The organism is Nocardia sp. NPDC050378, from assembly GCF_040655675.1.
Taxonomy (GTDB): Bacteria; Actinomycetota; Actinomycetes; order Mycobacteriales; family Mycobacteriaceae; genus Nocardia; species Nocardia coubleae.
In genome coordinates this window covers 391,377-417,198 of sequence record NZ_JBFAKI010000002.1, presented here as the reverse complement: position 1 = coordinate 417,198, position 25,822 = coordinate 391,377, and the positions used below count along the sequence as shown (strand labels likewise).

At 69.1% G+C, this 25,822-nt stretch carries 28 protein-coding genes; 23 read left to right on the top strand and 5 right to left on the bottom strand.

The genetic code is table 11. The features are described from left to right. Positions 1–53 precede the first annotated feature (53 nt). The 13 genes from AB0I35_RS05875 to pdxS all read left to right on the top strand — a co-directional run bounded on the left by AB0I35_RS05875 (position 54) and on the right by pdxS (position 15,819). Positions 54–1,550: a hypothetical protein gene (locus AB0I35_RS05875; protein ID WP_357394619.1), complete on the top strand. Its 1,497-nt coding sequence runs from the start codon at positions 54–56 to the stop codon at positions 1,548–1,550. A 129-nt stretch (positions 1,551–1,679) separates the two neighbouring features. Further along, positions 1,680–2,939 carry a MoxR family ATPase gene (locus AB0I35_RS05870; RefSeq protein WP_357395007.1) on the top strand — a complete coding sequence of 420 codons (1,260 nt, stop codon included), beginning with the start codon at positions 1,680–1,682 and terminating at the stop codon, positions 2,937–2,939. Further along, a complete protein-coding gene (locus AB0I35_RS05865) occupies positions 2,936–4,144 on the top strand; it encodes a VWA-like domain-containing protein (protein WP_357394617.1) in 1,209 nt (402 codons plus the stop codon). Before AB0I35_RS05870 ends, AB0I35_RS05865 begins: the two co-directional genes overlap by 4 nt. A 644-nt stretch (positions 4,145–4,788) precedes the next feature. Next, complete coding sequence (locus AB0I35_RS05860; protein ID WP_357394616.1) at positions 4,789–7,011, top strand: SulP family inorganic anion transporter; 2,223 nt, start codon at positions 4,789–4,791, stop codon at positions 7,009–7,011. Positions 7,012–7,043: 32 nt separating this feature from the next. Further along, entirely contained in the window at positions 7,044–7,523 is a 480-nt protein-coding gene (locus tag AB0I35_RS05855) for a TIGR02611 family protein (protein WP_357394614.1), read from the top strand. Continuing rightward, on the top strand, positions 7,520–8,167 hold the full coding sequence (locus AB0I35_RS05850) for a (2Fe-2S)-binding protein (protein ID WP_357394613.1): 648 nt from the start codon (positions 7,520–7,522) through the stop codon (positions 8,165–8,167). Before AB0I35_RS05855 ends, AB0I35_RS05850 begins: the two co-directional genes overlap by 4 nt. A gap of 106 nt (positions 8,168–8,273) precedes the next feature. Then, positions 8,274–10,331, top strand: a complete 2,058-nt coding sequence (gene thrS / locus AB0I35_RS05845) for a threonine--tRNA ligase (protein WP_357394611.1) — start codon at positions 8,274–8,276, stop codon at positions 10,329–10,331. After that, on the top strand, positions 10,328–10,882 hold the full coding sequence (locus tag AB0I35_RS05840; RefSeq protein WP_067636189.1) for an HIT domain-containing protein: 555 nt from the start codon (positions 10,328–10,330) through the stop codon (positions 10,880–10,882). The genes thrS and AB0I35_RS05840 overlap by 4 nt, the downstream gene beginning before the upstream one ends. A gap of 81 nt (positions 10,883–10,963) precedes the next feature. Beyond that, positions 10,964–11,638, top strand: a complete 675-nt coding sequence (gene pgsA, locus AB0I35_RS05835) for a phosphatidylinositol phosphate synthase (RefSeq protein WP_067636187.1) — start codon at positions 10,964–10,966, stop codon at positions 11,636–11,638. After that, positions 11,635–12,558 carry a phosphatidylinositol mannoside acyltransferase gene (locus AB0I35_RS05830; RefSeq protein ID WP_357394610.1) on the top strand — a complete coding sequence of 308 codons (924 nt, stop codon included), beginning with the start codon at positions 11,635–11,637 and terminating at the stop codon, positions 12,556–12,558. Before pgsA ends, AB0I35_RS05830 begins: the two co-directional genes overlap by 4 nt. Further along, positions 12,555–13,679: a glycosyltransferase family 4 protein gene (locus AB0I35_RS05825; protein WP_357394609.1), complete on the top strand. Its 1,125-nt coding sequence runs from the start codon at positions 12,555–12,557 to the stop codon at positions 13,677–13,679. Before AB0I35_RS05830 ends, AB0I35_RS05825 begins: the two co-directional genes overlap by 4 nt. Then, positions 13,679–14,725: an NUDIX domain-containing protein gene (locus AB0I35_RS05820; protein ID WP_357395005.1), complete on the top strand. Its 1,047-nt coding sequence runs from the start codon at positions 13,679–13,681 to the stop codon at positions 14,723–14,725. The genes AB0I35_RS05825 and AB0I35_RS05820 overlap by 1 nt, the downstream gene beginning before the upstream one ends. Before the next feature lie 173 nt (positions 14,726–14,898). Beyond that, complete coding sequence (pdxS, locus tag AB0I35_RS05815; RefSeq protein WP_174550208.1) at positions 14,899–15,819, top strand: pyridoxal 5'-phosphate synthase lyase subunit PdxS; 921 nt, start codon at positions 14,899–14,901, stop codon at positions 15,817–15,819. A 70-nt stretch (positions 15,820–15,889) separates the two neighbouring features. Here the strand turns inward: pdxS and AB0I35_RS05810 are convergent, their stop codons facing one another. Further along, on the bottom strand, positions 15,890–16,240 hold the full coding sequence (locus AB0I35_RS05810; RefSeq protein ID WP_357394607.1) for a hypothetical protein: 351 nt from the start codon (positions 16,238–16,240) through the stop codon (positions 15,890–15,892). After that, on the bottom strand, positions 16,240–16,695 hold the full coding sequence (locus AB0I35_RS05805; protein ID WP_357394605.1) for a prevent-host-death protein: 456 nt from the start codon (positions 16,693–16,695) through the stop codon (positions 16,240–16,242). Before AB0I35_RS05805 ends, AB0I35_RS05810 begins: the two co-directional genes overlap by 1 nt. 103 nt (positions 16,696–16,798) lie before the next feature. On the opposite strand from AB0I35_RS05805, the gene AB0I35_RS05800 reads away from it, so the two are divergent. The 3 genes from AB0I35_RS05800 (at position 16,799) to AB0I35_RS05790 (ending at position 19,013) form a co-directional block, all read left to right on the top strand. Further along, positions 16,799–17,533, top strand: coding sequence for a sulfite exporter TauE/SafE family protein (locus AB0I35_RS05800; RefSeq protein ID WP_357394603.1), 735 nt, complete (start codon positions 16,799–16,801; stop codon positions 17,531–17,533). 40 nt (positions 17,534–17,573) lie between these two features. Further along, the gene (locus AB0I35_RS05795) at positions 17,574–18,350 is read left to right on the top strand and encodes an inositol monophosphatase family protein (protein ID WP_357394602.1); all 777 of its coding nucleotides are present in this window, start codon (positions 17,574–17,576) and stop codon (positions 18,348–18,350) included. A gap of 162 nt (positions 18,351–18,512) precedes the next feature. Continuing rightward, complete coding sequence (locus AB0I35_RS05790; protein WP_067636177.1) at positions 18,513–19,013, top strand: hypothetical protein; 501 nt, start codon at positions 18,513–18,515, stop codon at positions 19,011–19,013. Positions 19,014–19,064: 51 nt separating this feature from the next. Here the strand turns inward: AB0I35_RS05790 and AB0I35_RS05785 are convergent, their stop codons facing one another. Further along, complete coding sequence (locus tag AB0I35_RS05785; RefSeq protein WP_357394601.1) at positions 19,065–19,676, bottom strand: hypothetical protein; 612 nt, start codon at positions 19,674–19,676, stop codon at positions 19,065–19,067. Between the two features lie 80 nt (positions 19,677–19,756). Here AB0I35_RS05785 and AB0I35_RS05780 point away from each other — a divergent pair, with 80 nt between their 5' ends. From AB0I35_RS05780 to AB0I35_RS05770, 3 genes are all read left to right on the top strand, one after another. Continuing rightward, a complete protein-coding gene (locus tag AB0I35_RS05780; protein ID WP_357394600.1) occupies positions 19,757–20,578 on the top strand; it encodes an acyl-CoA thioesterase II in 822 nt (273 codons plus the stop codon). 38 nt (positions 20,579–20,616) lie between these two features. After that, a complete protein-coding gene (gene pdxT, locus AB0I35_RS05775; RefSeq protein WP_067492939.1) occupies positions 20,617–21,228 on the top strand; it encodes a pyridoxal 5'-phosphate synthase glutaminase subunit PdxT in 612 nt (203 codons plus the stop codon). Positions 21,229–21,321: 93 nt separating this feature from the next. Further along, entirely contained in the window at positions 21,322–22,077 is a 756-nt protein-coding gene (locus tag AB0I35_RS05770; protein ID WP_357394599.1) for a YebC/PmpR family DNA-binding transcriptional regulator, read from the top strand. 52 nt (positions 22,078–22,129) lie between these two features. Here the strand turns inward: AB0I35_RS05770 and AB0I35_RS05765 are convergent, their stop codons facing one another. Continuing rightward, on the bottom strand, positions 22,130–22,621 hold the full coding sequence (locus tag AB0I35_RS05765; RefSeq protein WP_357394598.1) for an SRPBCC domain-containing protein: 492 nt from the start codon (positions 22,619–22,621) through the stop codon (positions 22,130–22,132). Between the two features lie 107 nt (positions 22,622–22,728). On the opposite strand from AB0I35_RS05765, the gene AB0I35_RS05760 reads away from it, so the two are divergent. Next, the gene (locus AB0I35_RS05760) at positions 22,729–23,244 is read left to right on the top strand and encodes an O-acetyl-ADP-ribose deacetylase (RefSeq protein ID WP_357394597.1); all 516 of its coding nucleotides are present in this window, start codon (positions 22,729–22,731) and stop codon (positions 23,242–23,244) included. 105 nt (positions 23,245–23,349) lie between these two features. On the opposite strand, the gene AB0I35_RS05755 is transcribed toward AB0I35_RS05760, so the two are convergent. Next, positions 23,350–24,012, bottom strand: a complete 663-nt coding sequence (locus AB0I35_RS05755) for a TetR/AcrR family transcriptional regulator (protein WP_357394595.1) — start codon at positions 24,010–24,012, stop codon at positions 23,350–23,352. Positions 24,013–24,075: 63 nt separating this feature from the next. On the opposite strand from AB0I35_RS05755, the gene AB0I35_RS05750 reads away from it, so the two are divergent. From AB0I35_RS05750 to ruvA, 3 genes are all read left to right on the top strand, one after another. After that, entirely contained in the window at positions 24,076–24,447 is a 372-nt protein-coding gene (locus AB0I35_RS05750) for a nitroreductase/quinone reductase family protein (RefSeq protein WP_357394594.1), read from the top strand. Positions 24,448–24,654: 207 nt separating this feature from the next. After that, complete coding sequence (gene ruvC / locus AB0I35_RS05745) at positions 24,655–25,224, top strand: crossover junction endodeoxyribonuclease RuvC (RefSeq protein WP_357395004.1); 570 nt, start codon at positions 24,655–24,657, stop codon at positions 25,222–25,224. Then, a complete protein-coding gene (ruvA, locus tag AB0I35_RS05740; protein ID WP_357394593.1) occupies positions 25,221–25,820 on the top strand; it encodes a Holliday junction branch migration protein RuvA in 600 nt (199 codons plus the stop codon). Before ruvC ends, ruvA begins: the two co-directional genes overlap by 4 nt. Positions 25,821–25,822 lie beyond the last annotated feature (2 nt).

Below are 25,822 nucleotides of genomic sequence, written 5' to 3'. Positions count from 1 at the left end.
TCCTGGAACCGGCTTCCTGTTCGCTCGATTCCCGCCTCGCCCTTTGGTCACGTGTGCGCGAGTTCGCCGTCCCACCGGCGATGATCGATGCGGCCACCGCTCGGCGCGGTGTCGGTGATTGGGCGGGGGCCTGCGCTGCGGCACACGTCGATACCGACATCGATCTGCGCGCGCTGGCCCGGAAACACGGCCGCGAACTCGCCGCTCGGGTGCGCACCGACCTGCGGTGTCTGGCCCCGGATCTGTTGCGCTGGCACCTGCCGAGAGTCGCACCCGACGGATTGCTCCGGCCGGGCCTGACCCTGACATTGGCTCGATACGCGCGCGAAACATCCAGTGGCCGAGACGGATTTGTGCATCTGGTGGTGCGGACGGCGCCGGCGTGGGCCGATGCGGGTCAGCGCATCAGCCTCGCCGTATGGGACGGCTCCGACACCGCGCCGAGCCTGCACCCGCACCCGCGACCGAACCGGCGCTACCGACTCGACCTGCACCGCCACCTCTGGGACGCCCGGCGAGCGGGGGAACTGGGGATGCGGTGCGGGGCATCACCGGGCGAGACCGGTGATCCGGGTGTCGCGGCGAGATTCGTCTCCGGCGCGACCTCGCCCGCCGATCGTGGGCTGATCGAAGTGCCGACGAATTGTGCGGTCGAGCAGTGGGCCACCGAGGCGGTCCGGCTGCTTCGCGCCGAGCAGCGGCCGATGGTGTCGCGCACCGAGAAGGCTTCGGCGCAGCCGGTTTCCGCGGGCGCGGGACCAGTGTCGTCCCAGCGGGTACTGGTCCGATTCGGTGCTCGACGGCATGTGGTGCTGGAGGTGGAACCCGCAGCGACAGCATCGAAAGAACCGGCGCCGGGGTGGGGTCCGGTCGTGCGAATCGTGACGGACCACCCACGCGGCCGCCTGACCGCTTTGCCGATCCTGCCCGATGCCGCCACCTGGGCACTTCCCGACCTGGACCTCCTGCGCGCCGGTGCCATCACAGCCGACCGGCTCCACCCGCTGGTCGCCGAGGCGCTCGCCCCGATGGCGGATCGATCCCCTACCCGAACGAGGACCTCGCCCCCACGAACACACCTCGTCGAATGCCGAGGCGAGACGCATCGGATCGGCTTGGTGAACGGGGTGCTCAGCGCGCTCGATCACGACTTGGCCGAGGTCGCGCGGGAGGAACTTCTGGTGGCTTTGACCGGTATCGCCCTGCCGTGCCTGCGCGTCATCGATGCGGCGCATCGTCGACCCGACTGGATCGACGGTGTCCGTGAACGTCTCGACCACGGCGACACCGCCGGAGCCCTGACCGTCGTCGAAGACCTGCTCGGCGCGGGTGCCGTGCTGCGGGACGGACCGTTGCGCGACGCCATCGACCGGGCGGCACGCCGCCGGATCACCTACGGCCTGTATCGATCCGGGAGCTTCGCGGGTCTCGGCAAGGACGCCCCGCGCACCCTCGCCGACCGCCTGCAGCGGGCAGGGCTGCGCCACGGACGCGACCGCAAGCTCCTCCAGCGTCTGGCCCGCCACGACAACCGCCACGTCCTTTCCTGACCCTGCCGCCGGGCCCACCGGCGCGCAGTGCACCCATCAGGCACCCGAACTCTCACACCCCCGAGGTGATTCATGACTGTGCAGTTTTCCGATCTGTCCACGCAGTACGCCGCGACTCTGCCGGCCCCGATGCCCGATCCGGCATCACCCGACCGCCGAGGTGAATCGACCGCACCCCGACCACCTACTGCCCAACTCGATGTCGCCGACGAACTCCTGGACCTGCTCGGCCGCACCACCACCGAACCACGCCGCAATCCGCAACTCGAGGCGCTCACCCTGGCCGTCGCCGCCGATCTGCCGGTACTGCTGTGGGGTGAACCAGGGATCGGCAAGACCGCCGCGCTCACCCAGCTCGCCGAATCACTCGACCTGCCACTCACCACCGTCATCGCGAGCGTGCACGAGCCGTCGGACTTCTCGGGTCTGCCGATTCCCGGCGCCGACCCGGCCGTCGACGGTGTCCCCATGGCGCCGCCGGACTGGGCGGTGCACCTCGCCCGGGCCGGCCGCGGGCTGCTGTTCCTGGACGAATTGTCCACCGCCCCGCCGGCCGTACAAGCGGCGCTGCTGCGGCTGGTGCTCGAACGGCGGGTCGGTGCGTTGCGGCTGCCTCCGGGAGTGCGCATCGTCGCGGCGGCGAACCCCCGGTCGTCCGCCGCCGACGGCTGGGAACTCAGCCCGCCACTGGCCAACCGTTTCGTACATCTGCACTGGACCCACGACCCTGAGGTGGTGGTACGTGGTCTCGGCGGTACCTGGCCGAAGGCGACGCTGCCGCGACTGAATTCCGAAAAGCTGCCGGAGGCAGTCGCTTTCGCGCGCAGATCGGTGTGTGCGCTCCTCACCGCACGCCCCGCGCTCGCACATCGGCTGCCGACGACCGAAACGCGGCGGGGCGGGGCGTGGGCCTCACCACGCAGCTGGGAGATGACGATGCGGCTGATCGCCTTCGCCACCGCATCAGGCGCCGACCGCGAGGTCCTCGCACAGCTGATCCGCGGCACCGTCGGTGACGGACCGGGATTCGAACTGCTCACCAGCATGGACCGGATGGATCTGCCCGACCCGGAAACCTTGCTCGCCGATCCGGCGGCCGCCGACCTGCCCGAGCGCGGCGATCTGCGCCAGGTGGTTCTCGACGGCGTTGTCGCCGCCGTCCGCAACCACCCGAACCGGGCGCGATGGGACGCGGCCTGGGCACTGCTGGTGCGGGCCGTCCGGACGGGTGCCCCGGACCTGGTGGTCGTGCCCGCCACCACCTTGGCCACTCTGCGCCGCGACGACTGGGTGGTGCCCGCCGCGATCGAGGAACTCGCTGGCGTGGTGTCGATCTCGCAACGCGCGGACCGGGCGGCCGCCCGCGTCGCGGCGAAGGTGACGCGATGAGCTTCGACATCGACAAGCTCTACGCCGCCCGCCTGCACGCGGTCCGGGCGCGCCCCTACCTGGCGACCGCACTGTTCGCTCTGCACCTCGTCGAATCACGGCAGGTGCCGACGATGGGCGTCGACCGGTACTGGCGGTGTTATGTCGCACCGGGTTTCGTCGACCGCACACCGGTCGAGGAACTGGCCTCGGTGCTGGTCCACGAGGTCTCGCATCTGTTGCGCGAACACCACGAGCGCGGCGAGCGCTTCGCCCGAGCACACGATCTGGACGGACCGGCCGAGCAACTGCGCCGCAATATCGCCGCCGACGCCGAGATCAACGACGACGCCTTCGGTGACGGCCTCGTCGTGCCCGAGGGCGCGGTCACGCCCGCACGGTTGGGGTTGGCCGAGGGCGAACTGATGGAGGAATATCTGCGGCAGTTCCGTCTCGGTCGCCGCACCGAGGACATGGCCTGGCTCGACTGCGGTAGCGGCGCTGACGGGGCGGACCGCCCCTGGGATCTCGGCCCCGACGGCGCCGCCGGGCTCGACACCCAGGAACGCGACGCGGTGCGCTTCCGCGTCGCCCAGGCCATCATCGGCCGACCAGGTGACGCACCCGCGGGCTGGCGGCGCTGGGCGAAGGACGCGCTGCACCCACCGCAGCCGTGGCGTGATCTGCTCGGCGCGGCCCTGCGCTCGGCGGCGACCGCGGCGGGCGCGGGTGCCGACTACCGGTACGGGCGACCGGCCAGGCGCGCGGCGAGCCTGCCCCGGGTGGTGCTGCCGAGTCTGCGCCGGACACCACCACGGGTGGGGGTGATCATCGATACCTCAGGATCGGTCAGCGACGACGAATTGGGCAGTGCCCTACTGGAAGTCGCCGCGATCACCCGCACCCTCGGTGGCCGCCACGACCTGCTCACCGTGTGGTCGTGCGACGCGGCCGCCCGCATCGCCGACCCGGTGTGCCGCGCCGAGGGGATCACCCTGATCGGCGGCGGCGGCACCGATCTGCGGACCGGTTTCACCCGGGCCCTGCGTACCCGACCGGACGTCCTCGTCGCGCTGACCGACGGCCAGACACCGTGGCCGTCGGCGCGCCCGTCCTGCCGGACCGTCGTCGGTCTGTTCCGCCGGGAAGGTGCTGTGTCGGAGAACGATCCGTACTACGTGCCCGACCAACCGCCCGGGTGGGCCAGAGTGGTCCGGATCGGCTGAGGTCATCGCTCGGTGTCGCCGCCCGCCTGTCCATGACCAGTCCTCGATCAGGCGGTGCGGCGTGCCGGGGATCGGCGCGACCAGGCGATCAGCCGGTGCGCCCGGCGAACCTGGCGGTTGTGTTCACGGCGAAGACATCTCCACGCCTGGATCGCCGGAGCTTCCCGATTACTGGTCGCTTCGGCATCCAGTGTCAGATGTGTCGCACATCACAGTTGCGTAGCGATTCGGGTCAGAACCTTTTCGCGAGCTTGGGTAAGTCTTTACTATTGATCCCGGCCCGCTTCCGAGGGCTCTTCTCGCAGCTCAGTGTCTGTTGCCAGTGCATGTTCGACCGATGAACCGGACGCCTCACCGCTCCGGCGAAGGAGAATGATGGCTACCTTCAATGGTTCGGGCGTTGTGAATCCTGCGCTGCCGCACAGTGTTACGACCGTTCGGCGCGTCACTGTCGCGGGGTGGTGTGTCCCGGCTCACCGATAGCGAATTGCTGTGGGCCACAACACGATGGCCGCGAGATTATGGCCACTCCCACTGTTGTTGCGGCACACTGGTTTTGCCAACTCTTTACCAATAGATTGATCATCGATGCCATTCCTTCCCGGTTCGCCGTCGCACCGGGGTTCCCTGCGCGAAGGAGAGACATGTCCGTAGATCAAGATCTCGCTCCGCCCGAGCCCGAGGTCGCGCCGCAACCCGAAAACCCGTCCCGCCCACCGCGATGGCAGAACGTAGTGCGTCATGATCTGCCCGCTTCCATTGTCGTCTTCCTGGTCGCGTTGCCGTTGTCGCTCGGCATCGCGGTCGCCTCCGGCGCACCGGTCGCCGCCGGGCTCGTTGCCGCCGTGATCGGCGGTATCGTCGCCGGCTCGCTCGGCGGTTCGGTCCTGCAGGTCAGTGGTCCCGCCGCCGGACTCACCGTCGTCGTTGCCGAATCTATTACCCAGTTCGGCTGGCGGACAACCTGTTTCATCGTCGCTGCCGCCGGTGTGCTGCAGATCCTGTTCGGGCTGAGCCGGATCGCGCGCGCCGCTCTCGCCGTGGCGCCCGTCGTGGTGCACGCGATGCTCGCGGGTATCGGAATCACCATCGCGCTGCAGCAGATCCACGTGCTGCTCGGCGGTTCCTCGCACAGCAGCGCATGGCGCAATCTCGTCGAACTGCCCGGTCAGCTGCTGTCGGTGCACGGCGGCGGCGCCGTCGTCGGTGCCGTGGTGATCGCGGTGATGCTGGGCTGGAAGTACGTCCCACCGGCATTGCGCGCGGTGCCCGGCCCGCTCGTCGCGGTGGTCGTCGGCACGCTGATCTCGTTCCTGTTCACCGACATCGACCGCATCGTCCTCGACGGCTCGATCTTCGACGCCCTGCAACTGCCGCAACTGCCCTCGGGTAATTGGGCGGGTGTGGCCATGATGGTGCTCACCATCGCGCTCATCGCCAGCGTGGAGAGCCTGCTCTCGGCGGTGGCCGTGGACAAGATGCACACCGGTCCGCGCACCGATTTCGACCGTGAACTCGTCGGCCAGGGCTCGGCGAACGTGCTCTCGGGCCTGGTCGGCGGTCTGCCGATCACCGGTGTGATCGTGCGCAGTTCGGCCAATGTGGCCGCGGGCGCGCGCTCGCGTGCCTCGGCCATCATGCACGGTGTCTGGGTGCTGGTGTTCTCCGTGGCGCTGGTCGGGCTGGTCGAGCAGATCCCGATGGCGGCGCTGGCCGGTCTGCTCATCGTGATCGGCATCCAGCTGGTGAAGATCGCCCACATCCGGTCCGCCAAACGTACCGGCGACCTGCTGATCTACCTCGTCACGGTGCTCGGGGTCGTATTCCTGAACCTGCTGGAGGGCGTGCTGCTCGGACTCGGGCTCGCCTTCGCGCTGCTGCTGTGGCGGGTGGTGCGTGTGCAGGTGAGCGCGGTGCCGGTGGGGGCGCGCTGGCTGGTCCGCATCGACGGATCGTGCACCTTCCTCGCGCTGCCCAAGCTGTCCTCGGAACTGGCCAAGGTGCCCGCCGGTGCCGAGGTGACCGTGGAGATGACCGTCGACTTCCTCGACCACGCCGCCTTCGAGGCCATCGAAGACTGGCAGCGTCAGCTGGAAAGTTCCGGTGGCCGTGTCGATTTCGTGGAGATCGGCAGTGCGCGGATGGCCGGTGCCGACGCGGCGCCGCCCGCCCGTGGCTTCGGGCGGCAGGTGTGGGACGAGTTCCTCGGACCGTGGCGCCACCGCGCCTCCGGCGGCGACGCGCTGCGGGCCGGTGTGTCGGCCTTCCATCGCAGCCACGCCCACGTGGTGCGGCCGCACCTGGACGGATTGCGCGACCGACAGGACCCCGACTCGTTCTTCCTCACCTGCGCCGATTCGCGGATCGTGCCCAACGTGATCACCTCGAGCGGTCCGGGTGACCTGTTCACCGTGCGCAACGTGGGCAATCTGGTGCCGATCACCGGCGACCACTCCGTCGAGGCGGCACTGGCGTTCGCGCTGGACGAACTCGCGGTGCGCACGGTGGTGGTGTGCGGGCACTCCGCGTGCGGGGCGATGAAAGCGGTCTACACCGGCGCCGACGCCGAGGGCGGGCTCAGTTCCTGGCTCGCACACGCTGAAGCCAGCCTGGAGCGGTTCCGCGCCGGCCATCCGGTGGTCCGGGCGGCCAGGGCGGCGGGCTTCGACGAGGTCGACCAGCTCAGCATGGTGAACGTTGCCGTACAGGTGGAAACGCTGCGTCGTCATCCCGCGGTGCGGCGTGCCGTCGAGGAGCGTGGGCTGGTCGTGTCGGGGCTGTTCTTCGACATCGCCGGTGCCCGGGTGCTCGAAGTGACCGCCGACGGCGTCCGAACCATCGACGGTGACATCGGCGTCGGACTGTGACCGGCCGGCGGTCGGCTCGTTAGGCTGAGACAATGACCAGCGAGCCGACCGCCGACCGCGCCGAATCCGACACCGTGGCCACCGCCTCCGGCTCGCCCGGACGGTGGGACGCGATCAAGGATCGCTGGCGCGCCTTCCGGGAAGGCATCGCCGCCCGCCCTATCCTGAACGCCGGCTATCGCGTCGCCGTCGGCGTGATCGGTGGGTTGGTGCTGATCGTCGGGATCGTCACGATCCCGTACCCGGGACCTGGCTGGGCGCTCGTGTTCGCGGGCTTCGGCATCCTGGCCACCGAGTTCATGTGGGCGCACCACACCCTCACCTGGGTGCGTGGCAAGTACCGGATCGTCATGGACTGGTACACCTCACGCGGCTGGGTGATCAAGACACTGGGCGCGGTCGCCACCTTCGCCCTCGTCGTCGTGACGTTGTGGCTGCTCGGCACATATTCGATGGTCGGCGGGTGGATCGGAGTCGATTGGCCATGGTTGCGCAGTCCCCTGATGTCGTGAGCACGGCCCCCGGCCGCGCGCTCACCGATCCCGCCTGGATATCGGCCAGGATCACCGAGATGAGCCGCTCGTGGGGCACCGAGACCCGGCGCGTCGGCGGCACCCTGTGGTGGTGCATGGTCGCCTCGGCGCTGGTCGAGCCGATCACCTCCGCCTACGCGAAGGGCTATCCCGCCCCGCTGGCCGTACTCGACGAATTCGAGTGCGAGATCCGGCCGGACGGGGGAGTGGAGCGAATGCGGTTCCGCGCCTTCGCACCTGCCGCGCCGGGTGCCGCCCGCGAGCCCGTGCCATCGCCGACCCCCGCCGACGCTGTTGTCGGTGCCGCCCTGCGCGAGACGCTGGCAGCGGTGATCCCGCAGGTAGCGGCGGTTTCGGGGGCGGCGGTGCCCGCACTGTGGGCCATCGTCACCGACGCCATCGGCAATCGGGCCCTCGACGCGGGCGCCCGCGAAGCGGGCACGAAGCTGGCCGGTGAAGTCGGTTCCCGCCTGCCCGCCCCACGCTTCGTCACCCTCGCCGACCGCACGTTCGTCAAGCGGATCTCGTGCTGCCTGGTCTACGAGGTCCCCACCTGCACCATGTGCACCAGTTGCCCCAAACGCCCACCCGCCGAACGCACGGCCTTGCTGTCGCAAGCCTGATCCCCGGGATCCATCCCACCCCCAGTAGAGTTGGGCGCGGTGCGGGGATGGCCCGCACCGCTGTGGGGTCCGCCCCACAGAACGCGACGTCAAGGAGAGCATTCCCGTGACCACCTCTGCACCGATCAGCCCAGTCGCGCTCGTCACCGTGCCGGCCGGGACTACCGCGGGCGCGGCGGTGCGGGAAGCGGGTCTGCCGACCAAGGGCCCCGACACCGTCGTCGTCGTGCGCGACGCCGACGGCGCCCTCAAGGACCTGTCCTGGGTTCCCGAGGAAGACGCCGAGGTCGAGCCCGTCGCCGCGAACACCGAGGACGGGCGTAGCGTGATCCGGCACTCGGCCGCGCACGTGCTCGCCCAGGCGGTGCAGCAGGAGTTCCCCGAGGCCAAGCTCGGCATCGGCCCGCCGATCAAGGACGGCTTCTACTACGACTTCCGCGTCGAGCGGCCCTTCACCCCCGAGGATCTGGCCAAGCTGGAATCCCGGATGAAGAAGATCATCAAAGGCGCGCAACGGTTTTCGCGCCGCGTGGTCGAGGTGGAGGACGCGCGCGCAGAGCTGGCGAACGAACCGTTCAAACTGGAACTCATCAGCGACAAGTCCGGCATCGACGACCCGGAGATCATGGAGGTCGGCGGCAACGAGCTGACCATCTACGACAACCTCGACCCGCGCACCGGCGAGAAGCTGTGGGGCGACCTGTGCCGCGGCCCGCACATCCCCACCACCAAGTTCATCCCCGCCTTCAAGCTCACCCGCTCCTCGGCCGCGTACTGGCGTGGCGACCAGGACCGGGAGGACCTGCAGCGCGTCTACGGCACCGCCTGGGAATCGACCGAGGCGATGGACGAGTACCTGCACCTGCTGGCCGAGGCCGAGCGCCGCGACCACCGCAAGCTGGGCCTCGAGCTCGACCTGTTCTCCTTCCCCGACGAGCTCGGCTCGGGCCTGCCGGTGTTCCACCCCAAGGGCGGCATCATCCGCAAGGAGATGGAGGAGTACTCGCGTCAGCGCCATATCGACGCGGGCTACGAGTTCGTCAACACCCCGCACATCACCAAGGGCGCGCTGTTCGAGACCTCCGGCCACCTGGACTGGTACCGCGACGGCATGTTCCCGGCCATGCACCTCGATGCCGAACTCAACGACGACGGCACCGTGCGCAAGCCGGGCCAGGACTACTACGTCAAGCCGATGAACTGCCCGATGCACAACCTGATCTTCCGGGCGCGCGGCCGTTCCTACCGTGAGCTGCCGCTGCGGATGTTCGAGTTCGGCTCGGTGTACCGCTACGAGAAGTCGGGCGTGATCCACGGCCTGACCCGCGTGCGCGGCATGACCCAGGACGACGCCCACATCTACTGCACCAAAGAGCAGATGCACGGCGAACTCACCACCACCTTGAACTTCGTGCTGTCGCTGCTCAAGGACTACGGCCTCGACGACTTCTACCTGGAGCTGTCGACCAAGGACCCGAAGAAGTTCGTCGGCTCCGACGAGCTGTGGGAAGAGGCCACCGAAACCCTGTCGAAGGTGGCGTCGGCCTCCGGTCTCGAGCTGGTCCCGGATCCGGGTGGCGCCGCGTTCTACGGCCCGAAGATCTCCGTGCAGGCCAAGGACGCGCTCGGCCGCACCTGGCAGATGTCGACCATCCAGCTCGACTTCAACCTGCCCGAACGCTTCAACCTCGAATACACCGCCTCCGACGGCACCAAGCAGCGCCCGGTGATGATCCACCGTGCCCTCTTCGGTTCCATCGAGCGGTTCTTCGGTGTGCTCACCGAGCACTACGCCGGTGCGTTCCCCGCGTGGCTCTCTCCGGTGCAGGTCGTCGGCATCCCGGTGGCGGAAAACTTTGTGCCCCACCTGGATTCGGTGATCGAGCGGCTGACCGACGCCGGTGTGCGTGCCCAGGTGGACCGCAGCGACGACCGCATGCAGAAGAAGATCTTCAACCAGACCGCGCAGAAGGTGCCCTTCATGCTGCTGGCCGGCGCCCGCGACGTGGAGTCCGGCGCGGTGAGCTTCCGGTTCCGCGACGGCACCCAGGTCAACGGTGTGCCCGTCGACGACGCGGTGGCCACCATCGTGGCCTGGGTCGGCAACCGGGAGAACGCCTCACCGACCGCGGAGGGCTTCGAGATCGTCAAGGCGAGCTCATGAGCGAACAGGCCGAGGCGTCGGCGGGCTCCATCGTCGACGCCGGGGCGGGCAGGCCCGACCGGTTGCAGCGGATCTGGACGCCGTATCGGATGTCCTACATCACCGGCGAGGTGAAGCCGAAGGACGCCACCGGGCACCCGTTCACCGACATCCCCAAGATGTCGGACGAGGACGGGCTCATCATCGCGCGCGGCGAGCAGGTGTACGCCGTGCTCAACTTGTACCCGTACAACCCAGGGCACATGATGGTGGTGCCGTACCGCCGGGTAGCCGACCTGGAGGACCTCACGCCCGCCGAGAGCGCGGAACTGATGTCGTTCACCCAGCAGGCCATCCGCGTGATGAAACGGGTCTCCCGGCCCGCCGGATTCAACGTGGGACTCAACCTGGGCGGGGTGGCCGGTGGTTCGCTCGCCGACCACCTGCACCAGCACATCGTTCCGCGCTGGGGCGGGGATGCGAACTTCATCACCGTGGTCGGCGGGGTGAAGGTGATGCCTCAGTTGTTGCGTGAGACGCGGCAATTGCTGGCGGAGGCATGGGAGGCGTAGATGTGTGATCATCGCGAAGCCGCGCACCTCGCAGCCGATCGGGTGCGGGTGCCCCGCAAGGCGCAGGAGGAATAGGACACCGTGCTCAGCTTCTTCGGGCGGCAGACGTTTGCCAAAGCGACTGCGCCGCTGGGCAAAGCGCTCGTCAAGACCGGGCTCACCCCCGACACGATGACCCTCATCGGCACCGCCGCGACGATCGTCGCGGCGGTGACGCTGTTTCCCAGCGGTCACCTGTTCTGGGGAACGATGGTCATCTGGTTGTTCGTCATGTTCGACATGCTCGACGGTGCGATGGCGCGCGCCCGCGGCGGCGGCACGAAGTACGGCGCGGTCCTCGACGCCACCTGTGACCGGGTGGCCGACGGCGCGATCTTCGCCGGTCTGGCCTGGTGGGCGGTCTACCACGAGCACAGCAAGCAGCTGTTCGTCGCCACGCTGATCGTGCTGGTCACCTCGCAGGTGATCTCGTACGCCAAGGCGCGGGCCGAGGCCAGTGGGCTGTCGGCCGACGGCGGGATCATCGAACGGCCGGACCGGCTGGTGATCGTGCTCGTCGGCGCCGGGCTCACCGGAATCGGCGGACACTGGGGCATCGGCTGGCTCACCTGGGCGGTGTACGTGGCCATGTGGGTGCTGGCGGTGCTCAGCACCGTCACCGTGTTCCAGCGGGTGCTCGCGGTGCGCAACTCGCCGGGCGCGCGCACGGTGATCCCGCCCGCGCCGCAACAACAGGCAGGGGAGACGGCGTCGTGACCATCAGCGAACGGCTCAGCGACTGGGGCTACGCGGCGGGATGGCGTCTGGTCCGTTCGGCGCCGGAATCCTTGGCGCGCAAGGCTTTCGACTTCGGCGCCGACCGTGCGACCAAGGACGGCGGACCGCGCCAGCTGCGCCGAAACCTGGCCCGGGTGCTCGGGGTAGCACCGGCGGAGGTTCCCGACGACCTGATGCGGGCGAGCATGCGTTCCTACGCCCGGTACTGGCGTGAGGCGTTCCGGCTGCCGAGCATGGACCACAGCACCATCGACTACTACGTCCACGGCCTGGAAAACGTCGACGCCGGCCTCGAAGCCGGACGCGGCGTCATCTTCGTCCTGCCGCATTCCGGCAACTGGGACATGGCCGGGGTGTGGCTGGTCCAGCACTACGACACCTTCACCACCGTCGCCGAACGGCTGAAGCCCGAATCGCTGTTCGAACGGTTCGTGACCTACCGCGAGAGCCTCGGCTTCGAGGTCTTCCCGCTCACCGGCGGTGAACAGCCACCGTTCGTACCGCTGACCGAACGGTTGCGCCAGAACCGGATCGTGTGCCTGATGGGTGAACGCGACCTCACCGGCCGCGGTGTGCCGGTGAACTTCTTCGGTGAACGCACCTGGATGCCCGCGGGTGCGGCCAAACTCGCCATCGAGACCGGCGCCGCGCTGATGCCGGTGCACGCCTGGTTCACCACCGAGGCCGACGGCACCGAAGGGTGGGGTTTGAAAGCCGGTGCGCCGCTGGACGTCTCGGGTGGTGTGGCCGCGACGACCCAGCTGCTCGCCGACGAGTTCGCGGCGAACATCGCCCGGCACCCGGCCGACTGGCACATGCTCCAGCCCCTGTGGGAAGCCGACCTGTCGCCGGAACGACTGGCCAGGATCGCCGCGGCCAAGGCAGGTGACGTGCGGTGAGGATCGGCATGGTCTGCCCGTACTCCTTCGACGTGCCCGGCGGCGTGCAGGCACACGTGGTCGAGCTGGCACGGGTGTTCATCGAGCGTGGGCACCGGGTGAGCGTGCTCGCCCCCGCCTCCGACGACACGCCGCTGCCCGACTTCGTCGTCTCGGCCGGTCGCGCCGTCGCCATCCCCTACAACGGGTCGGTGGCGCGACTGTCGTTCGGACCCATGGCCTACACGCGCATCCGCCGCTGGATCGACAGCAACGACTTCGACGTGCTGCACATCCACGAACCCAACGCACCGAGTCTGTCGATGCTCGCGCTCAAGATCGCCGAGGGCCCCATCGTGGCCACCTTCCACACCTCGACCACGAAGTCGTTGGTGCTCAGCACTTTTCAGGGTGTGCTCCGCCCATACCACGAGAAGATCAGCGGGCGGATCGCCGTGTCGGAGCTGGCCAGGCGCTGGCAGGTGGAGGCGCTCGGGTCGGATGCGGTGGAGATCCCCAACGGGGTCGATGTGTCGGCGTTCGCGCGCGGCCCGCTGCTCGACGGCTACCCGCGCGCGGGCAAGACGGTGCTGTTCCTCGGCCGCTACGACGAACCACGCAAGGGCATGGACGTGCTGCTCGCCGCCCTGCCCGCGCTCGTCGAACGCCATCCCGGCGTCGAGATCCTGATCGTCGGGCGCGGCGACGAGGACAGGCTGCGCCGCGAGGCGGGCCCCCATGCCGGGCACCTGCGCTTCCTCGGCCAGGTCTCCGACGCCGAGAAGGCCGCCGCGCTGCGCAGCGCCGATGTGTACGTGGCGCCGAACCTGGGCGGGGAGAGCTTCGGCATCATCCTCATCGAGGCCATGGCGGCGGGCACGCCGGTCGTGGCCAGCGAACTCGATGCCTTCCGCCGCGTACTGCGCGACGGCAGCGCCGGACTGCTCACCCCCGTGGGTGACGCGGTCGCGCTGGCCGAGGCCATCGACACCCTGCTCACCGACGACGACACCCGCGACCGGTTGGTGCGCACCGCCACCCAGGTGGTCGCCGCCTACGACTGGCCGGTGGTCGCCGAACAGATCCTGCGCGTGTACGAGACCGTCACCGTCGGCGACAACGGGGTGCGGGCCGCCGGATGATCACCTTCTCCGCGACCGCGATCCTCGTTCTCGGCCTGGTCGCTCTGTTCGTGCTCGCGCTCGGTGTGTGGGCGGCGTCCACCGCCAACCGGCTCGACCGGCTGCACGTGCGCTCGGACCGGTCCTGGCAGGCCCTCGACGCGGCACTGGCCCGGCGCGCGGTCGTCGCGCGCGCGGTCGCCATGGCCATCGCGGGCCCGGCGAGCACCGACCCGGTGCGGTCCGAGCGGGCCGGACAGCTCGCCGCCCTGGCCGACTGGGCCGAACGCGCCGAGCGGTGCGATCGCGAGACCATCGAGAACCAGCTCTCGGCCGCGCTGTCGACGATCGACATCGGTCAGCTGCGACCCCAGCTCGTCGCCGAACTGGCCGACGCCGAAGCCAGGGTGCTCATCGCGCGCCGGTTCCACAACGACGCCGTGCGCGACACCCTCGCCCTGCGCACCCGCCGGCCCGTGCGCTGGCTGCACCTGGGCGGTACGGCGCCGCTGCCGACCTATTTCGAGATCACCGAACGCGCGACACCGGCCGCGTCCACCGGGCTGGAGGTGCACACCACCCGCACCTCGGCGCGGGTGGTGCTGCTCGACCGACAGGACCGGGTGCTGCTGCTGCGCGGACACGACCCGATGGTTCCCGAGGTGGCGTTCTGGTTCACCGTCGGCGGCGGTGTGGAACCGGGGGAGACCCTGCGCGAAACCGCGGTGCGCGAGGTGTACGAGGAGACCGGGCAGCGGATCGACCCGGCCGCGTTGCGTGGTCCGCTGTGGCGGCGGGTCGCGGTGTTCCCGTTCAACGGTGAACTCATCCGCTCCGAAGAACTGTTCTTCGTCCTGCGCGCCCCCGATTTCGCCTGGCGGCCCGCCGACCTCACCGCGCTGGAACGGCGAACCATCACCGGCCACCGGTGGTGCACGCCCGCCGACATCCGCGCCCTCGACGCCACCGGCGAGGCGGTGTACCCGTACCACCTCGACGAGTTGCTCGCCGAGGCGATCGGCGTCGCCGACGACGACACCGAACCGGTGGTCCGGTCCATTCGCTGATCCGGGCCGTGTGTGTCGCCTCACGCCGCGCGGTCCGCAGCCGGTCCAGATGCGGCGGTCGACGGCATCGGCCCAGGTCGCGACCAGTCCAGTGGGCTCCGACTGGCTATGAACGCTGATTCGGCGGCCACCTAGAATCGCAGGAGACCACACAGTCTGCCCGTTAGGTGCACATGACCCAGGAGAATGCCGTGACTACGCCCGAGACCACATCCACCGTCGGCACCGCCCGCGTGAAGCGCGGCATGGCCGAGATGCTCAAGGGCGGTGTGATCATGGACGTGGTCACCCCGGAGCAGGCCAAGATCGCCGAGGACGCAGGCGCCGTCGCGGTCATGGCACTCGAGCGGGTGCCCGCCGACATCCGCGCCCAGGGTGGCGTGTCGCGGATGAGCGACCCGGACATGATCGACGGCATCATCTCCGCGGTCTCCATCCCCGTGATGGCCAAGGCCCGCATCGGCCACTTCGTCGAGGCGCAGATCCTGCAGAGCCTCGGCGTGGACTACATCGACGAGTCCGAGGTCCTCACCCCCGCCGACTACGCCAACCACATCGACAAGTGGAACTTCACCGTCCCCTTCGTCTGTGGCGCCACCAACCTGGGCGAGGCCCTGCGCCGCATCACCGAGGGCGCGGCCATGATCCGCTCCAAGGGTGAGGCGGGCACCGGTGACGTCTCCAACGCCACCACCCACATGCGCACCATCCGCGCCGAGATCCGCCGCCTGACCTCCCTGTCCGAAGACGAGCTCTTCGTCGCCGCCAAGGAACTCCAGGCCCCCTACGAGCTGGTCCGCGAGGTCGCCCAGACCGGCAAGCTGCCCGTCGTCATGTTCACCGCGGGCGGCATCGCCACCCCCGCCGATGCCGCCATGATGATGCAGCTCGGCGCCGAAGGCGTCTTCGTCGGCTCCGGCATCTTCAAGTCCGGCAACCCCGAACAGCGCGCCGCCGCCATCGTCAAGGCCACCACCTTCTACGACGACCCCGACGTGCTGGCCAAGGTCTCGCGCGGCCTGGGCGAAGCCATGGTCGGCATCAACGTCGAAGAAATCCCCCAGCCCCACCGCCTCGCCGAGCGCGGCTGGTAATCCCTTCGGGCACAAGCAAACCTGGTGGGCGGCGCATCACGCGCCGCCCACCGTTCGCGTAGAACGACGCCTACTTCGTTTCGTTCGGGTGGCTGGTGTGCACCTGTTCCAGGAAGACGGTGTGCTCATGGACGTAGAACCAGATACGCGCGGTGCCTTTCGCTGTCGGCTTGTGCTGCCAGCGTTCGTGCCGCGCTCCACCGCGTGAGATCGTGCCCAGCTCGCCGCGCAGGGGGTAGTTGGTCGGTGTCGTGAACAGCGGCGTGCGCGTGAGGAAGTCCCATGCTTCCGCCATCGGGTTGCGGATGGTCGCGACTCGATCCCGCCAGCCCTTCTGAGCGTCTGCGGTGGCGAAGCGGATCTCGTACTCGGTCTTTCGCGCGGGGCGTGGGACCAGCTCGCCCTTCTTGGCGGCCGCCACTATGGACGCTCGACAGTGTCGTCGCCGTCCAGCCACTCCAGGTCCGTACTGCCCAATCCGGCGGCGATCGCGGTTGCCGTCTCCTTCCAGGAGGTCAGTTCGGCGATCGCGAGGTGCGGCTGGTCGGTGGAGAACGATGCGCGGGCGGCGTCCACGAGGTCCTGTGCGCAGGTGTCGCGGTCGGCGGGTGACAGCGCGAGCATCCATGGGAATGCCTTGGACATGCGCTCGGCGAGCGAGCCCTTGTCATCGAGGGTGACGGTGATGAGCTGCGCGGCGAACTCGAGCAGGCGCGCGCGCCCCTCTGCCTCGCGCTGCGACATCAGCACAAGCGCCTCGCCGTCGCGGCGGGTCACCGTGACGGGATGGTTCTCGGCCTCGGCGAAGACCTCAGCGGAGTGTTTGCTCAGGTCCGAGGAGCGGCGGGTCCGGGCAGGTAGGCCTGACGTGCGCATGCATCCATCGTATTCGGAACGTGTTCGGAAGTCCAGGTGTGAGCGGAAGGGCCAGCGATCACCCCTGGGGCGCTGCCGAATGGGCGTACCGTACAGTCGGTCTGTGACCGTGCTCGACTTCTTCTTGCTGGTCGTCGCGGGATTCTTCACCGGGTTGATCGGGTTCGTCACCGGGATGGCGTCGATCGTTTCTTATCCGGCGCTGCTGGCGGTCGGATTGCCGCCGGTGACGGCGAACGTGACCAATACCGTGGCGATGGTGGCCGTGGGGGTGGGGGCCACCGCCAATTCGGGGCGCGAACTCACGGGGCGGGGGCGGACCCTGGTGTGGTGGGCGGGGTTGTCGGCGCTGGGCGGATTGCTCGGTGCGCTGGCGTTGCTGGTGGCGCCCGAGGGCACCTTCGAGGTGGTGGTGCCCTTCCTGGTCGCGGCGGCGTCGATCGCGTTGCTGGTGCAGCCGGTGGTCCGCGAGCATGTGGGGGAGCTCAGCGCGCCGTGGATCGTGCCGCTGGGGATTCTGCTGATCTCGGTGTACGGCGGGTACTTCGGGGCCGGTGCGGGTGTGATCTATCTGTCGATGATGCTGCTGTGCACGTCCGAATCCGTGTGGAGCGCATCGGTTCTCAAGAGCTTCCTGCTCGGCATCGCCAATCTTGTCGCGGCTCTCGGCTTCGCGATGTTCGGGCCGGTGCACTGGTTCGCGGCGCTCGGGCTGGCGATGGGGGCGCTCGTCGGTGGGTGGTGCGGTCCGCCGGTGGTGAAGGTGATCCCGCCGAACCTGTTGCGCGTGACCGTCGGCGTGCTCGGACTCGGGCTCGCGGTGTACCTGGCGCGCTGAACCCGCCCCGGGCGTCACCGGACTCCGTAACCTGAGAACGGTGCACCACTCCGATGTCGAAATCGCAATCCACGCAACAGAACTCGCGTCACAGGTGATCCGGTCGTCGTTCCACGCACCCGTCACCCGCTACGCCAAAGAGGGCGACGACTTCGCCACCGAGACCGACCTGGCCGCCGAACGCGCGATCCTCGAGATCCTCACCGCGGCCCGTCCGCACGACCGGTTCGTCGCCGAGGAGTCCGGCAGCACGGGACCGCCGGACAGCGACCGCACCTGGTACGTCGACCCGCTCTGCGGTACAAGGAATTTCGCGGTCGGCACCCAGCTCGTCGCGGTGAACGTCGCCTTGCGCATCGGCGACACCATCCGCGCCGCGGCCGTCGGCGCCCCGTTCACCGGCGAGGTGTTCTGGACCTCGGGCGAGAACGCCTATCGCCGCCACGACGGCTCCGACACCGTCCTGCGCCCCGACGCGAGCAGCCGCCTGATCGACATCGACCTCGACAACGCGCTGCCCTGGTCCAGGCCCACCCGCCTGCTCGACAGCGTCGCCGCCGACTTCCACCCGCGCGTGCTGTCCACCTCGCTCGCCCTGGTCTGGGTCGCCGCGGGCCGACGCGCCGCCTATGTCACCGGCGGCGACCTGCGCGGCGACGTCCACTTCACCAGCGCGGTGGAGATCTGCCGCGCGGCGGGCTGTGTCGTCACCGGAATAGCAGGTCAACCACTGCATTCCGTCCCGCACGGGCTCATCGCCGCCGCCGATGCCGACACCCACGCCCGCCTCGTCGACGCGGTGCTCGCCCTACGCTGAAAGGGGCCTTCACAGGCGCGGTATCGGCACGTCTCAGACTTTCCTCAAAAACGCTGGGTAGCGTCCTGGCCGAGGCACCGTGGCCTGCGTCGTGTGGCGCCGGTACCGTGCCGTTGGCGCCCACAGGGCGAAAACCGTTGACCCGACGCAAAGGACGAGTGGATGAAGCTTCGTAGGACCGGACGTGTGGCGATCGCAGGCCTGGCCGTGGTCGCCGCACTGGGAATGAGTGCGTGCAGTGACGACAAGGGCGACAAGCCCGCCGCCAAGTCCACGACCAGTGCTCCGGCCACGACCACGGCCGCTGCCGCGGACCTGCCCCCCGTGCCGACGGTGGAGGAGCTCAACGCCCAGCTCAACACCGCGCTCGACCCGTCGGTGCCCAACGAGCAGAAGCTGGACTTCGTGCAGGGCGGCGAGGCCGATCCCGAGCTGCCGAACCGCCTGGCCGTCGCCGCGCGCGACGCCGGTGCCCAGGTGCAGGTCACCGAGGTGACCTCCTTCGGTGACAGCGTGAACGCCAAGGCGAACTTCACCGTCAACGGCCAGACCAATGTGGTGGACGTGCCGTTCGTCGCCGAGGACGGCAAGTGGAAGGTCCAGAAGTCGTGGGCCTGCACCATGCTCACCAACCTGGGCCAGCAGTCGGTCGCCTGCGCCTGATAGCACCACGGGAAGCCCCGGTCGCGTTGCGGCCGGGGCTTTCGCCTGTTCTCAGCCGGTGCGCAGGGCCGCGCGGTCCGGATGATCCCAGCGCACCGTCCAGGTAGCGGTCTCGGGATGTTCGGCGTCGTGGTCGCGCAGCGCGGGCAGGGTCCACTGGTGCTCGGGTGGGGTGCGGCGCAGTGCCGCCTGCTCGCTGAGCTCGAGCCGTACCGACAGGTCGACGTCGAGTCCGCGGCCGAGCAGCATCGGGCCCGCCACGATCAGCACCAGATCGGCCGGAGCTGTCCGGATGCCCGCCCGCGCCGACCGGTCGCCCGCCTCGTCCCAGAGCGCGGGCAACCAGCGCCCCGCGGTCCGCAGCGGAACCAGAATCTCCCGGCGTATCGCGTCGTAGTCGAACCATGCTGTGCGATAGGACCATTCGTCCGTTCGGCCGTACTCCATCCGCAGCGATGCGGGCCGGACGAAGGCGTGCAGTGACACCACCTCGGCCGACCGGCCCTGCCCGTTCAGTGTGTCGGCGACCAATTGGGCGAAGGCGACCGGTTCGGCGGCATCGGCAGCGTCGACGGCGACCACCCGGCGACCGGGCAGCTCGGATACCCGCTCGGCGACCAGGCGGGCCAGGGTGGCGGGGGAGACGGCGGTGAACGACGGCACCAACCCATTTCAGCAAATTCCCGCCGCGCGCCGCCGAGCCGGACAAACCGCGCGGTCCGCCTAGCGATAATCTCGTCCGCATGGCGACAATCGAAGAGGCGCTCGAGGTCGAGCGGCTGGAACGCGACATCTTCCGTGGGGCGGCCACGGAATCCCAGCTGACGCGGACCTTCGGCGGTCAGGTCGCGGGCCGGGCGCTGGTCTCGGCGGTGCGCACCGTCGACTCCGCCTACCAGGTGCATTCGCTACACGGCTATTTCCTGCGCCCGGGCAACCCGGAAGCTCCCACCATCTACCAGGTGGAACGCATCCGCGACGGGCGCTCGTTCTGCACCCGCCGGGTCACCGGTGTGCAGGACGGTGAGGCGATCTTCACCATGGCCGCCTCCTTCCATCGCGGCGATGTCGGCCCGGAGCACCAGGACGTGATGCCGGTCATCGAGGGCCCGGAAAATCTGCCCGACGCCAAGACCACGCTGAGCCCGGAACGGTTGTGGGCCATGCGCGAATGGGAACACTGGGACATCCGCACGGTCCCGCAGGACCAGGTGGCCCGCCGGGAAGGCACCGTCTCCCCGCAGCAGGTGTGGTTCCGCTACCGGCACCCGTTGCCCGACGACCCGATGTTCCACGTCTGCACCCTCGCCTACATGAGCGATATGACGCTGCTCGGTTCGTCGAAGGTGACCCACCCCGGCGTGCCGACCCAGGACGCGTCCCTCGACCACGCCATGTGGTTCCTGCGCCCCTTCCGCGCCGACGAATGGCTGCTCTACGACCAGTCCTCGCCCTCGGCGGGTTTCGGCCGCGCCCTCACCGGCGGCCGGATCTGGGATCGCGAGGGCAACCTGGTCGCCGCCGTCGTGCAGGAAGGCCTCATCCGCACGCCGCGACAGGCGTGAGCGCGCCCACACCGGCCCGGCTCGTAAGCTCAGCGGCTGTGAACGCAACATCCACGCCGACGATCGGTGTCCTCGCGCTCCAGGGTGACGTGCGCGAACACGTTGCCGCGCTGCGCCACTGCGGCGCCGCACCGGTGCTGGTGCGCCGCGAGTCCGAGCTGGCCGCCGTCGACGGGCTGGTGCTGCCCGGCGGCGAGTCGACCGCCATCTCCAAGCTGCTGCAGGCCTTCGACCTGCTCGAACCCCTGCGTGCCCGGCTGCGCGACGGGCTGCCCGCGTTCGGTTCGTGCGCGGGCATGATCCTGCTGGCCTCCGAGGTGCTCGACACCCGGCCCGACGCCCAGCACCTGTCCGGCATCGATATGACGGTGCGCCGCAACGCTTTCGGTCGCCAGGTCGACTCGTTCGAGACCGACCTCGATTTCAGTGGCCTCGACACGCCCGTGCGCGCGGTGTTCATCCGCGCGCCGTGGGTGGAGCGGGTGGGCGACGGCGTCGAGGTGCTGGCGCGGGTGCCGCACGGTCCGGCACAGGGCCGGATCGTGGCCGCCAGGCAGGGCAATGTCGTGGCGACCTCGTTCCATCCCGAGGTCACGGGTGATCTTCGGGTGCACGAGCTGTTCGTCGACCTTGTGCGCAAGGCGGGGTGAGCCTCCGCGTCCACCGGCGTGGCGGGCACGAGTAGGCTGGTTCGAGCTTGTCCGTCCGGGCATCACGCGCAACCGACCTGAAGGAAGTAGGGCATGAGCGGCCACTCCAAATGGGCCACCACCAAGCACAAGAAGGCGGGAATCGACGCCAAGCGCGGCAAACTCTTCGCCAAGCTGATCAAGAACATCGAGGTGGCGGCTCGCACGGGTGGCAGTGACCCGGCGGGCAACCCGACGCTGTACGACGCCATCCAGAAGGCCAAGAAGTCGTCGGTTCCCAACGACAACATCGAGCGCGCTCGCAAGCGCGGCGGCGGCGAGGAAGCCGGCGGCGCCGACTGGCAGACCATCATGTACGAGGGCTACGGCCCCAACGGTGTCGCCGTGCTGATCGAGTGCCTCACCGACAACCGCAACCGCGCCGCCGGTGAGGTGCGCGTCGCGATGACCCGCAACGGCGGCAACATGGCCGACCCGGGTTCGGTGGCCTACCTGTTCGCCCGCAAGGGTGTGGTGACCCTCGAGAAGAACGGCCTCACCGAGGACGACGTTCTCGACGCGGTCCTCGACGCCGGCGCCGAAGAGGTCAACGACCACGGCGACGCCTTCGAGATCATCAGCGAGCCCGGCGATCTGATCGCTGTGCGAACCGCGCTGCAGGACAAGGGCATCGACTACGACTCGGCCGAGTCCGGTTTCCAGGCTTCGGTGTCGGTGGCGGTGGACGCCGAGGGTGCCCGCAAGGTGCTCAAGCTGGTCGACGCCCTCGAAGACAGCGACGACGTGCAGAACGTGTACACCAACGTCGACATCTCCGACGAGGTCGCCGCCGAACTCGACGACGAGTAGTTCCGCATCCTGAACCGCCCCGGTCGTGATTCGGCTGGGGCGGTTGGTGTTTCTACTCCCGGTAGTGCTCGGCCAGCGCCGGGTAGTAGTCGGCGAAGTCGGGTCGTTCGGTGTTGGTGCAGGCGGCGACGAACATGTCCGCGTAGTACTCCCAGCCCGGGCCGATCTGCGAGGTCTCGGCCAGCTGGTACTCCGAGGTGAGGTGGTGGACCAGCCGCACCTGGGTGGCGGTGCCGGTGTCGAGCAGGGTCACCTCCATGCGCCACAGCCCGATCTGGTCGGCCGAGGACACGGCCAGACGCACCGGCGGGGTGCAGTCGTCGATGCGCATCTCGGTCCATGGCTGCCCGTCCTCGAACCGCAACTGCACCTGGATCATGTTCCCGGCGCCGGGTTCCCCCTCCCAGGTGCCGTACCAGCCCGCGGTCAGGTCGGGATCGGTCAACCGTCCCCACACCTGTTCGATCGGTAACGCCAGTGACCGGGTGATCACCAGGTCGCGCCCGTCTTCGGTCGGTACGATCTCGCCGGTCGGCATCGGCATGACGCGGTTCTCCCTCGCTCGAACGCCTCGGACAACAGGTCGACCTCGACGGTACGCCGCCCCCGATCCGGTAGCGGGGATATCCGCGTGACCAGCACAATGTCGGTATGACCCGGATCGAGGCGGTACGCGCGGACATCACCGAACAGCACGTGGACGCGGTCGTGAACGCCGCGAACTCCTCGCTGCTCGGCGGTGGTGGAGTCGACGGCGCGATCCACCGCAAGGGCGGCCCCCAGATCCTGTCCGAATGCCGCGACCTACGCGCCGCGAAATACGGGAGAGGGCTGCCGACCGGCCAGGCTGTCGCCACCACCGCGGGCAACCTCCCCGCTCGGTGGGTGATCCACACCGTCGGCCCGGTCTGGTCGGCGACCGAGGACCGCTCGGCCCTGCTGGCCTCCTGCTACCGCGAATCCCTGCGAGTAGCAGACGAATTGGGTGCTCGCACCGTGGCGTTCCCGGCGATCTCCACCGGCATCTACGGCTGGCCGATGGACGACGGCGCCCGCATTGCCGTGGAAACAGTGCGCGCTGCCGACACGGCCGTCGAGGAGGTGCGCTTCGTGCTGTTCGACGACCGCGCCCTCACCGAATTCACCGCCGCGCTGTCGACCAGCTGAGCGTGTGCCTCGGCCGAGCATGCCGGCTGTTGCCGATGGCATCAGTGGGTACCGCCTTTATCCGGCCTGTCTGTGAAAGCTTTTGTGCCGCAGGCAGACTGATGGCTACCGCGTGACTCGACGTGATTCGAGGCCGTCGAGGATCAGGTCGAGGCCGTACTCGAATTCGGCGGTGTGGTCGTAACCGGGCTGCAGGGCGTGGTCGACGATCATCTCGGTGAGGTAGGGCAGTTCCGCGGTCGGCAATCGGTCGAGGATGCCGCCCGCCACCTCCTCCAGGTGGTCGGGGGTGTCGATCGGCAGATTCGCCTCCTGGAGGACATACCCGTTGACGTAGCTGTCGAGAAGCGAGATCGCATGGGCCGCCATCGGGAGCGAGAAGCCCGCTTGCCGCAGGACGCCGAGAATCGCGTCGTGGTGCCGCAGTGTCGCGGGGCCCGGGTTGCGGCGCGAATCCATGAGGCCGAGTGCCCAGCTGTGCCGGGACAGCACCGCGCGGGCGGAATTGGCGCGCGAACGGATCGCCGCTCGCCAATCCTCGAGGCCCTCGCTCGGTAGTTCGATCGCGGCGAAGACTGCGTCGACCACGCCGTCGAGAACCGCGTCCTTGTTCGGCAGGTGGTGATACAGCGACATCGCCTCCACCCCGAGTTCCTGTGCGATCCGGCGCATGGTGATCGCCTCGACGCCGCCTCGGTCGGCCACCCGGATCGCGCCTTCCAGTATCCGTTCGCGGCTCAGCGGTCGACGAGTGGCGGGAGTCGGCATATTGACAATCTTACAGCCGTAAGCCAGCCTTACATGTGTAAGAACGAGCGAAGGAGACCGCTGATGCCGATGCCGAGATGGTGGGGTCGGGTGAACAAGCGGGTGTTCAACCCGCGAGCACTCGCGAGCGGCAAATGGCCGGTACTCATCCACACCGGTCGCGTCTCCGGAGCCACCCACCACACCCCGCTCGACGCCCATCCGATCGAGGGCGGCTACCTGTTCGTCCTGGTCTACGGCTCCCGGTCGGACTGGGTCCGCAATGTCCTCGCCGCGGGCGGCGCTCGCCTGCGCGTCGACGGCACCGAAGTGGATCTCACCGCCCCGCGCGTGATCGGCCGCGAGGAAGCCGCCCGCGTCCTGCCGACGGATGTCACCCGGCCGCCTGCCGTTCTGCGCATCACCGAATTCCTGCGGATGGACCGCGCGGGCTGACGGTGGAACGTGTCGTACCCGAGCGGCATGCTCGACCTGACCGAGCCCGAACCTCTGCACGAACCGAGGCGCATCTGGGCCGAACGGTCGAGCCCGCATTGCTCGGCCTCCTGAGCGCGGCGACCGGGCCTCGTGTCGCTGGTCGGACGGTGTGCCGCAATGCTTTAGACTTTCGAACAACTGTTCGTGTCTTCGAAGGGGCTGCCGGTGCGGGTGATGGGCGTCGATCCCGGGCTCACCCGGTGCGGGCTCAGCATGGTGGACAGCGGTCCCGGCCGTAAGGTCGTCGCCCTCGACGTGGGCGTGGTGCGGACACCGCCGGAGGCCGAGCTGGCCCTGCGGTTGATGGCGGTGGCCGACGCCGCCGAGGAGTGGATGGACACCCATCGGCCCGAGGCGGTGGCGATCGAGCGGGTGTTCGCGCAGCACAACGTGCGCACCGCGATGGGTACCGCGCAGGCCGGTGGGGTGATCGCGCTGGCGGCGGCACGGCGGGGCATCCGGGTGGCGTTCCATACGCCCAGTGAGGTGAAAGCCGCTGTCACGGGCAACGGTTCGGCCGACAAGGCGCAGGTCACCGCCATGGTGACCAGAATCCTCGGCCTGCGGGTCGCACCGAAACCGGCCGATGCCGCCGATGCGCTCGCCCTGGCGATCTGTCATTGTTGGCGGGCGCCGCTGCTCGACCGGATGGCGGCCGCACAGGCGAAGGCCGACGAGGTGCGTCGCCGCTACGAACAACGGCTCGCCGAACAACGGAAGGTGGTACGCGGGTGATCGCGTCGGTACGCGGTGAGGTCCTCGAGATCGCGCTCGACCATGTGGTGATCGAAGCCGCGGGCGTCGGATACCGCCTCAACGCCACCCCCGCCACCCTCGGGGGCCTCACCCGAGGCGAGGAAACCCGCCTCTACACGGCCATGATCGTGCGCGAGGACTCGATGACGCTGTTCGGGTTCGCCGACACCGAAGCCCGCGACCTGTTCGGTCTCCTGCAGACCGTGTCCGGTGTCGGCCCACGCCTCGCCATGGCGGTCCTTGCCGTCCTCGAACCCGAGGCGCTGCGAAAAGCCTTGGCGGAGAGCAACGTCGCCGCCCTCACCCGGGTACCGGGCATCGGCAAACGCGGCGCCGAACGCATGGTCGTCGAACTGCGCGACAAGGTGAACCTGGTGCCTGTCCCGGCCGGACCGCCCGGCGCCGAAACCCCGGTCACCCCGGTACGCGAGCAGGTCGTCGAAGCGCTCATCGGCCTCGGCTTCCCGGCCAAGCAGGCCGAACAGGTCGTCGACACCGTCCTGGCCGACCAGCCCGCCGCCACCACCTCCGTGGCCCTGCGCGCCGCTCTCGGTCTGCTCGGTAAGAACAGGTAACC

Coding starts and splice junctions, on each gene's coding strand:
- AB0I35_RS05760 (WP_357394597.1), top strand. CDS start 22,729: ATGACCCGGATCGAGGCGGTACGCGCGGACATCACCGAACAGCACGTG.
- AB0I35_RS05865 (WP_357394617.1), top strand. CDS start 2,936: ATGAGCTTCGACATCGACAAGCTCTACGCCGCCCGCCTGCACGCGGTC.
- AB0I35_RS05765 (WP_357394598.1), bottom strand. CDS start 22,621: ATGCCGATGCCGACCGGCGAGATCGTACCGACCGAAGACGGGCGCGAC.
- AB0I35_RS05855 (WP_357394614.1), top strand. CDS start 7,044: ATGACCAGCGAGCCGACCGCCGACCGCGCCGAATCCGACACCGTGGCC.
- AB0I35_RS05860 (WP_357394616.1), top strand. CDS start 4,789: ATGTCCGTAGATCAAGATCTCGCTCCGCCCGAGCCCGAGGTCGCGCCG.
- AB0I35_RS05840 (WP_067636189.1), top strand. CDS start 10,328: ATGAGCGAACAGGCCGAGGCGTCGGCGGGCTCCATCGTCGACGCCGGG.
- AB0I35_RS05805 (WP_357394605.1), bottom strand. CDS start 16,695: ATGCGCACGTCAGGCCTACCTGCCCGGACCCGCCGCTCCTCGGACCTG.
- AB0I35_RS05870 (WP_357395007.1), top strand. CDS start 1,680: ATGCCCGATCCGGCATCACCCGACCGCCGAGGTGAATCGACCGCACCC.
- pdxS (WP_174550208.1), top strand. CDS start 14,899: ATGACCCAGGAGAATGCCGTGACTACGCCCGAGACCACATCCACCGTC.
- AB0I35_RS05780 (WP_357394600.1), top strand. CDS start 19,757: ATGGCGACAATCGAAGAGGCGCTCGAGGTCGAGCGGCTGGAACGCGAC.
- AB0I35_RS05790 (WP_067636177.1), top strand. CDS start 18,513: ATGAAGCTTCGTAGGACCGGACGTGTGGCGATCGCAGGCCTGGCCGTG.
- AB0I35_RS05770 (WP_357394599.1), top strand. CDS start 21,322: ATGAGCGGCCACTCCAAATGGGCCACCACCAAGCACAAGAAGGCGGGA.
- AB0I35_RS05750 (WP_357394594.1), top strand. CDS start 24,076: ATGCCGATGCCGAGATGGTGGGGTCGGGTGAACAAGCGGGTGTTCAAC.
- AB0I35_RS05755 (WP_357394595.1), bottom strand. CDS start 24,012: ATGCCGACTCCCGCCACTCGTCGACCGCTGAGCCGCGAACGGATACTG.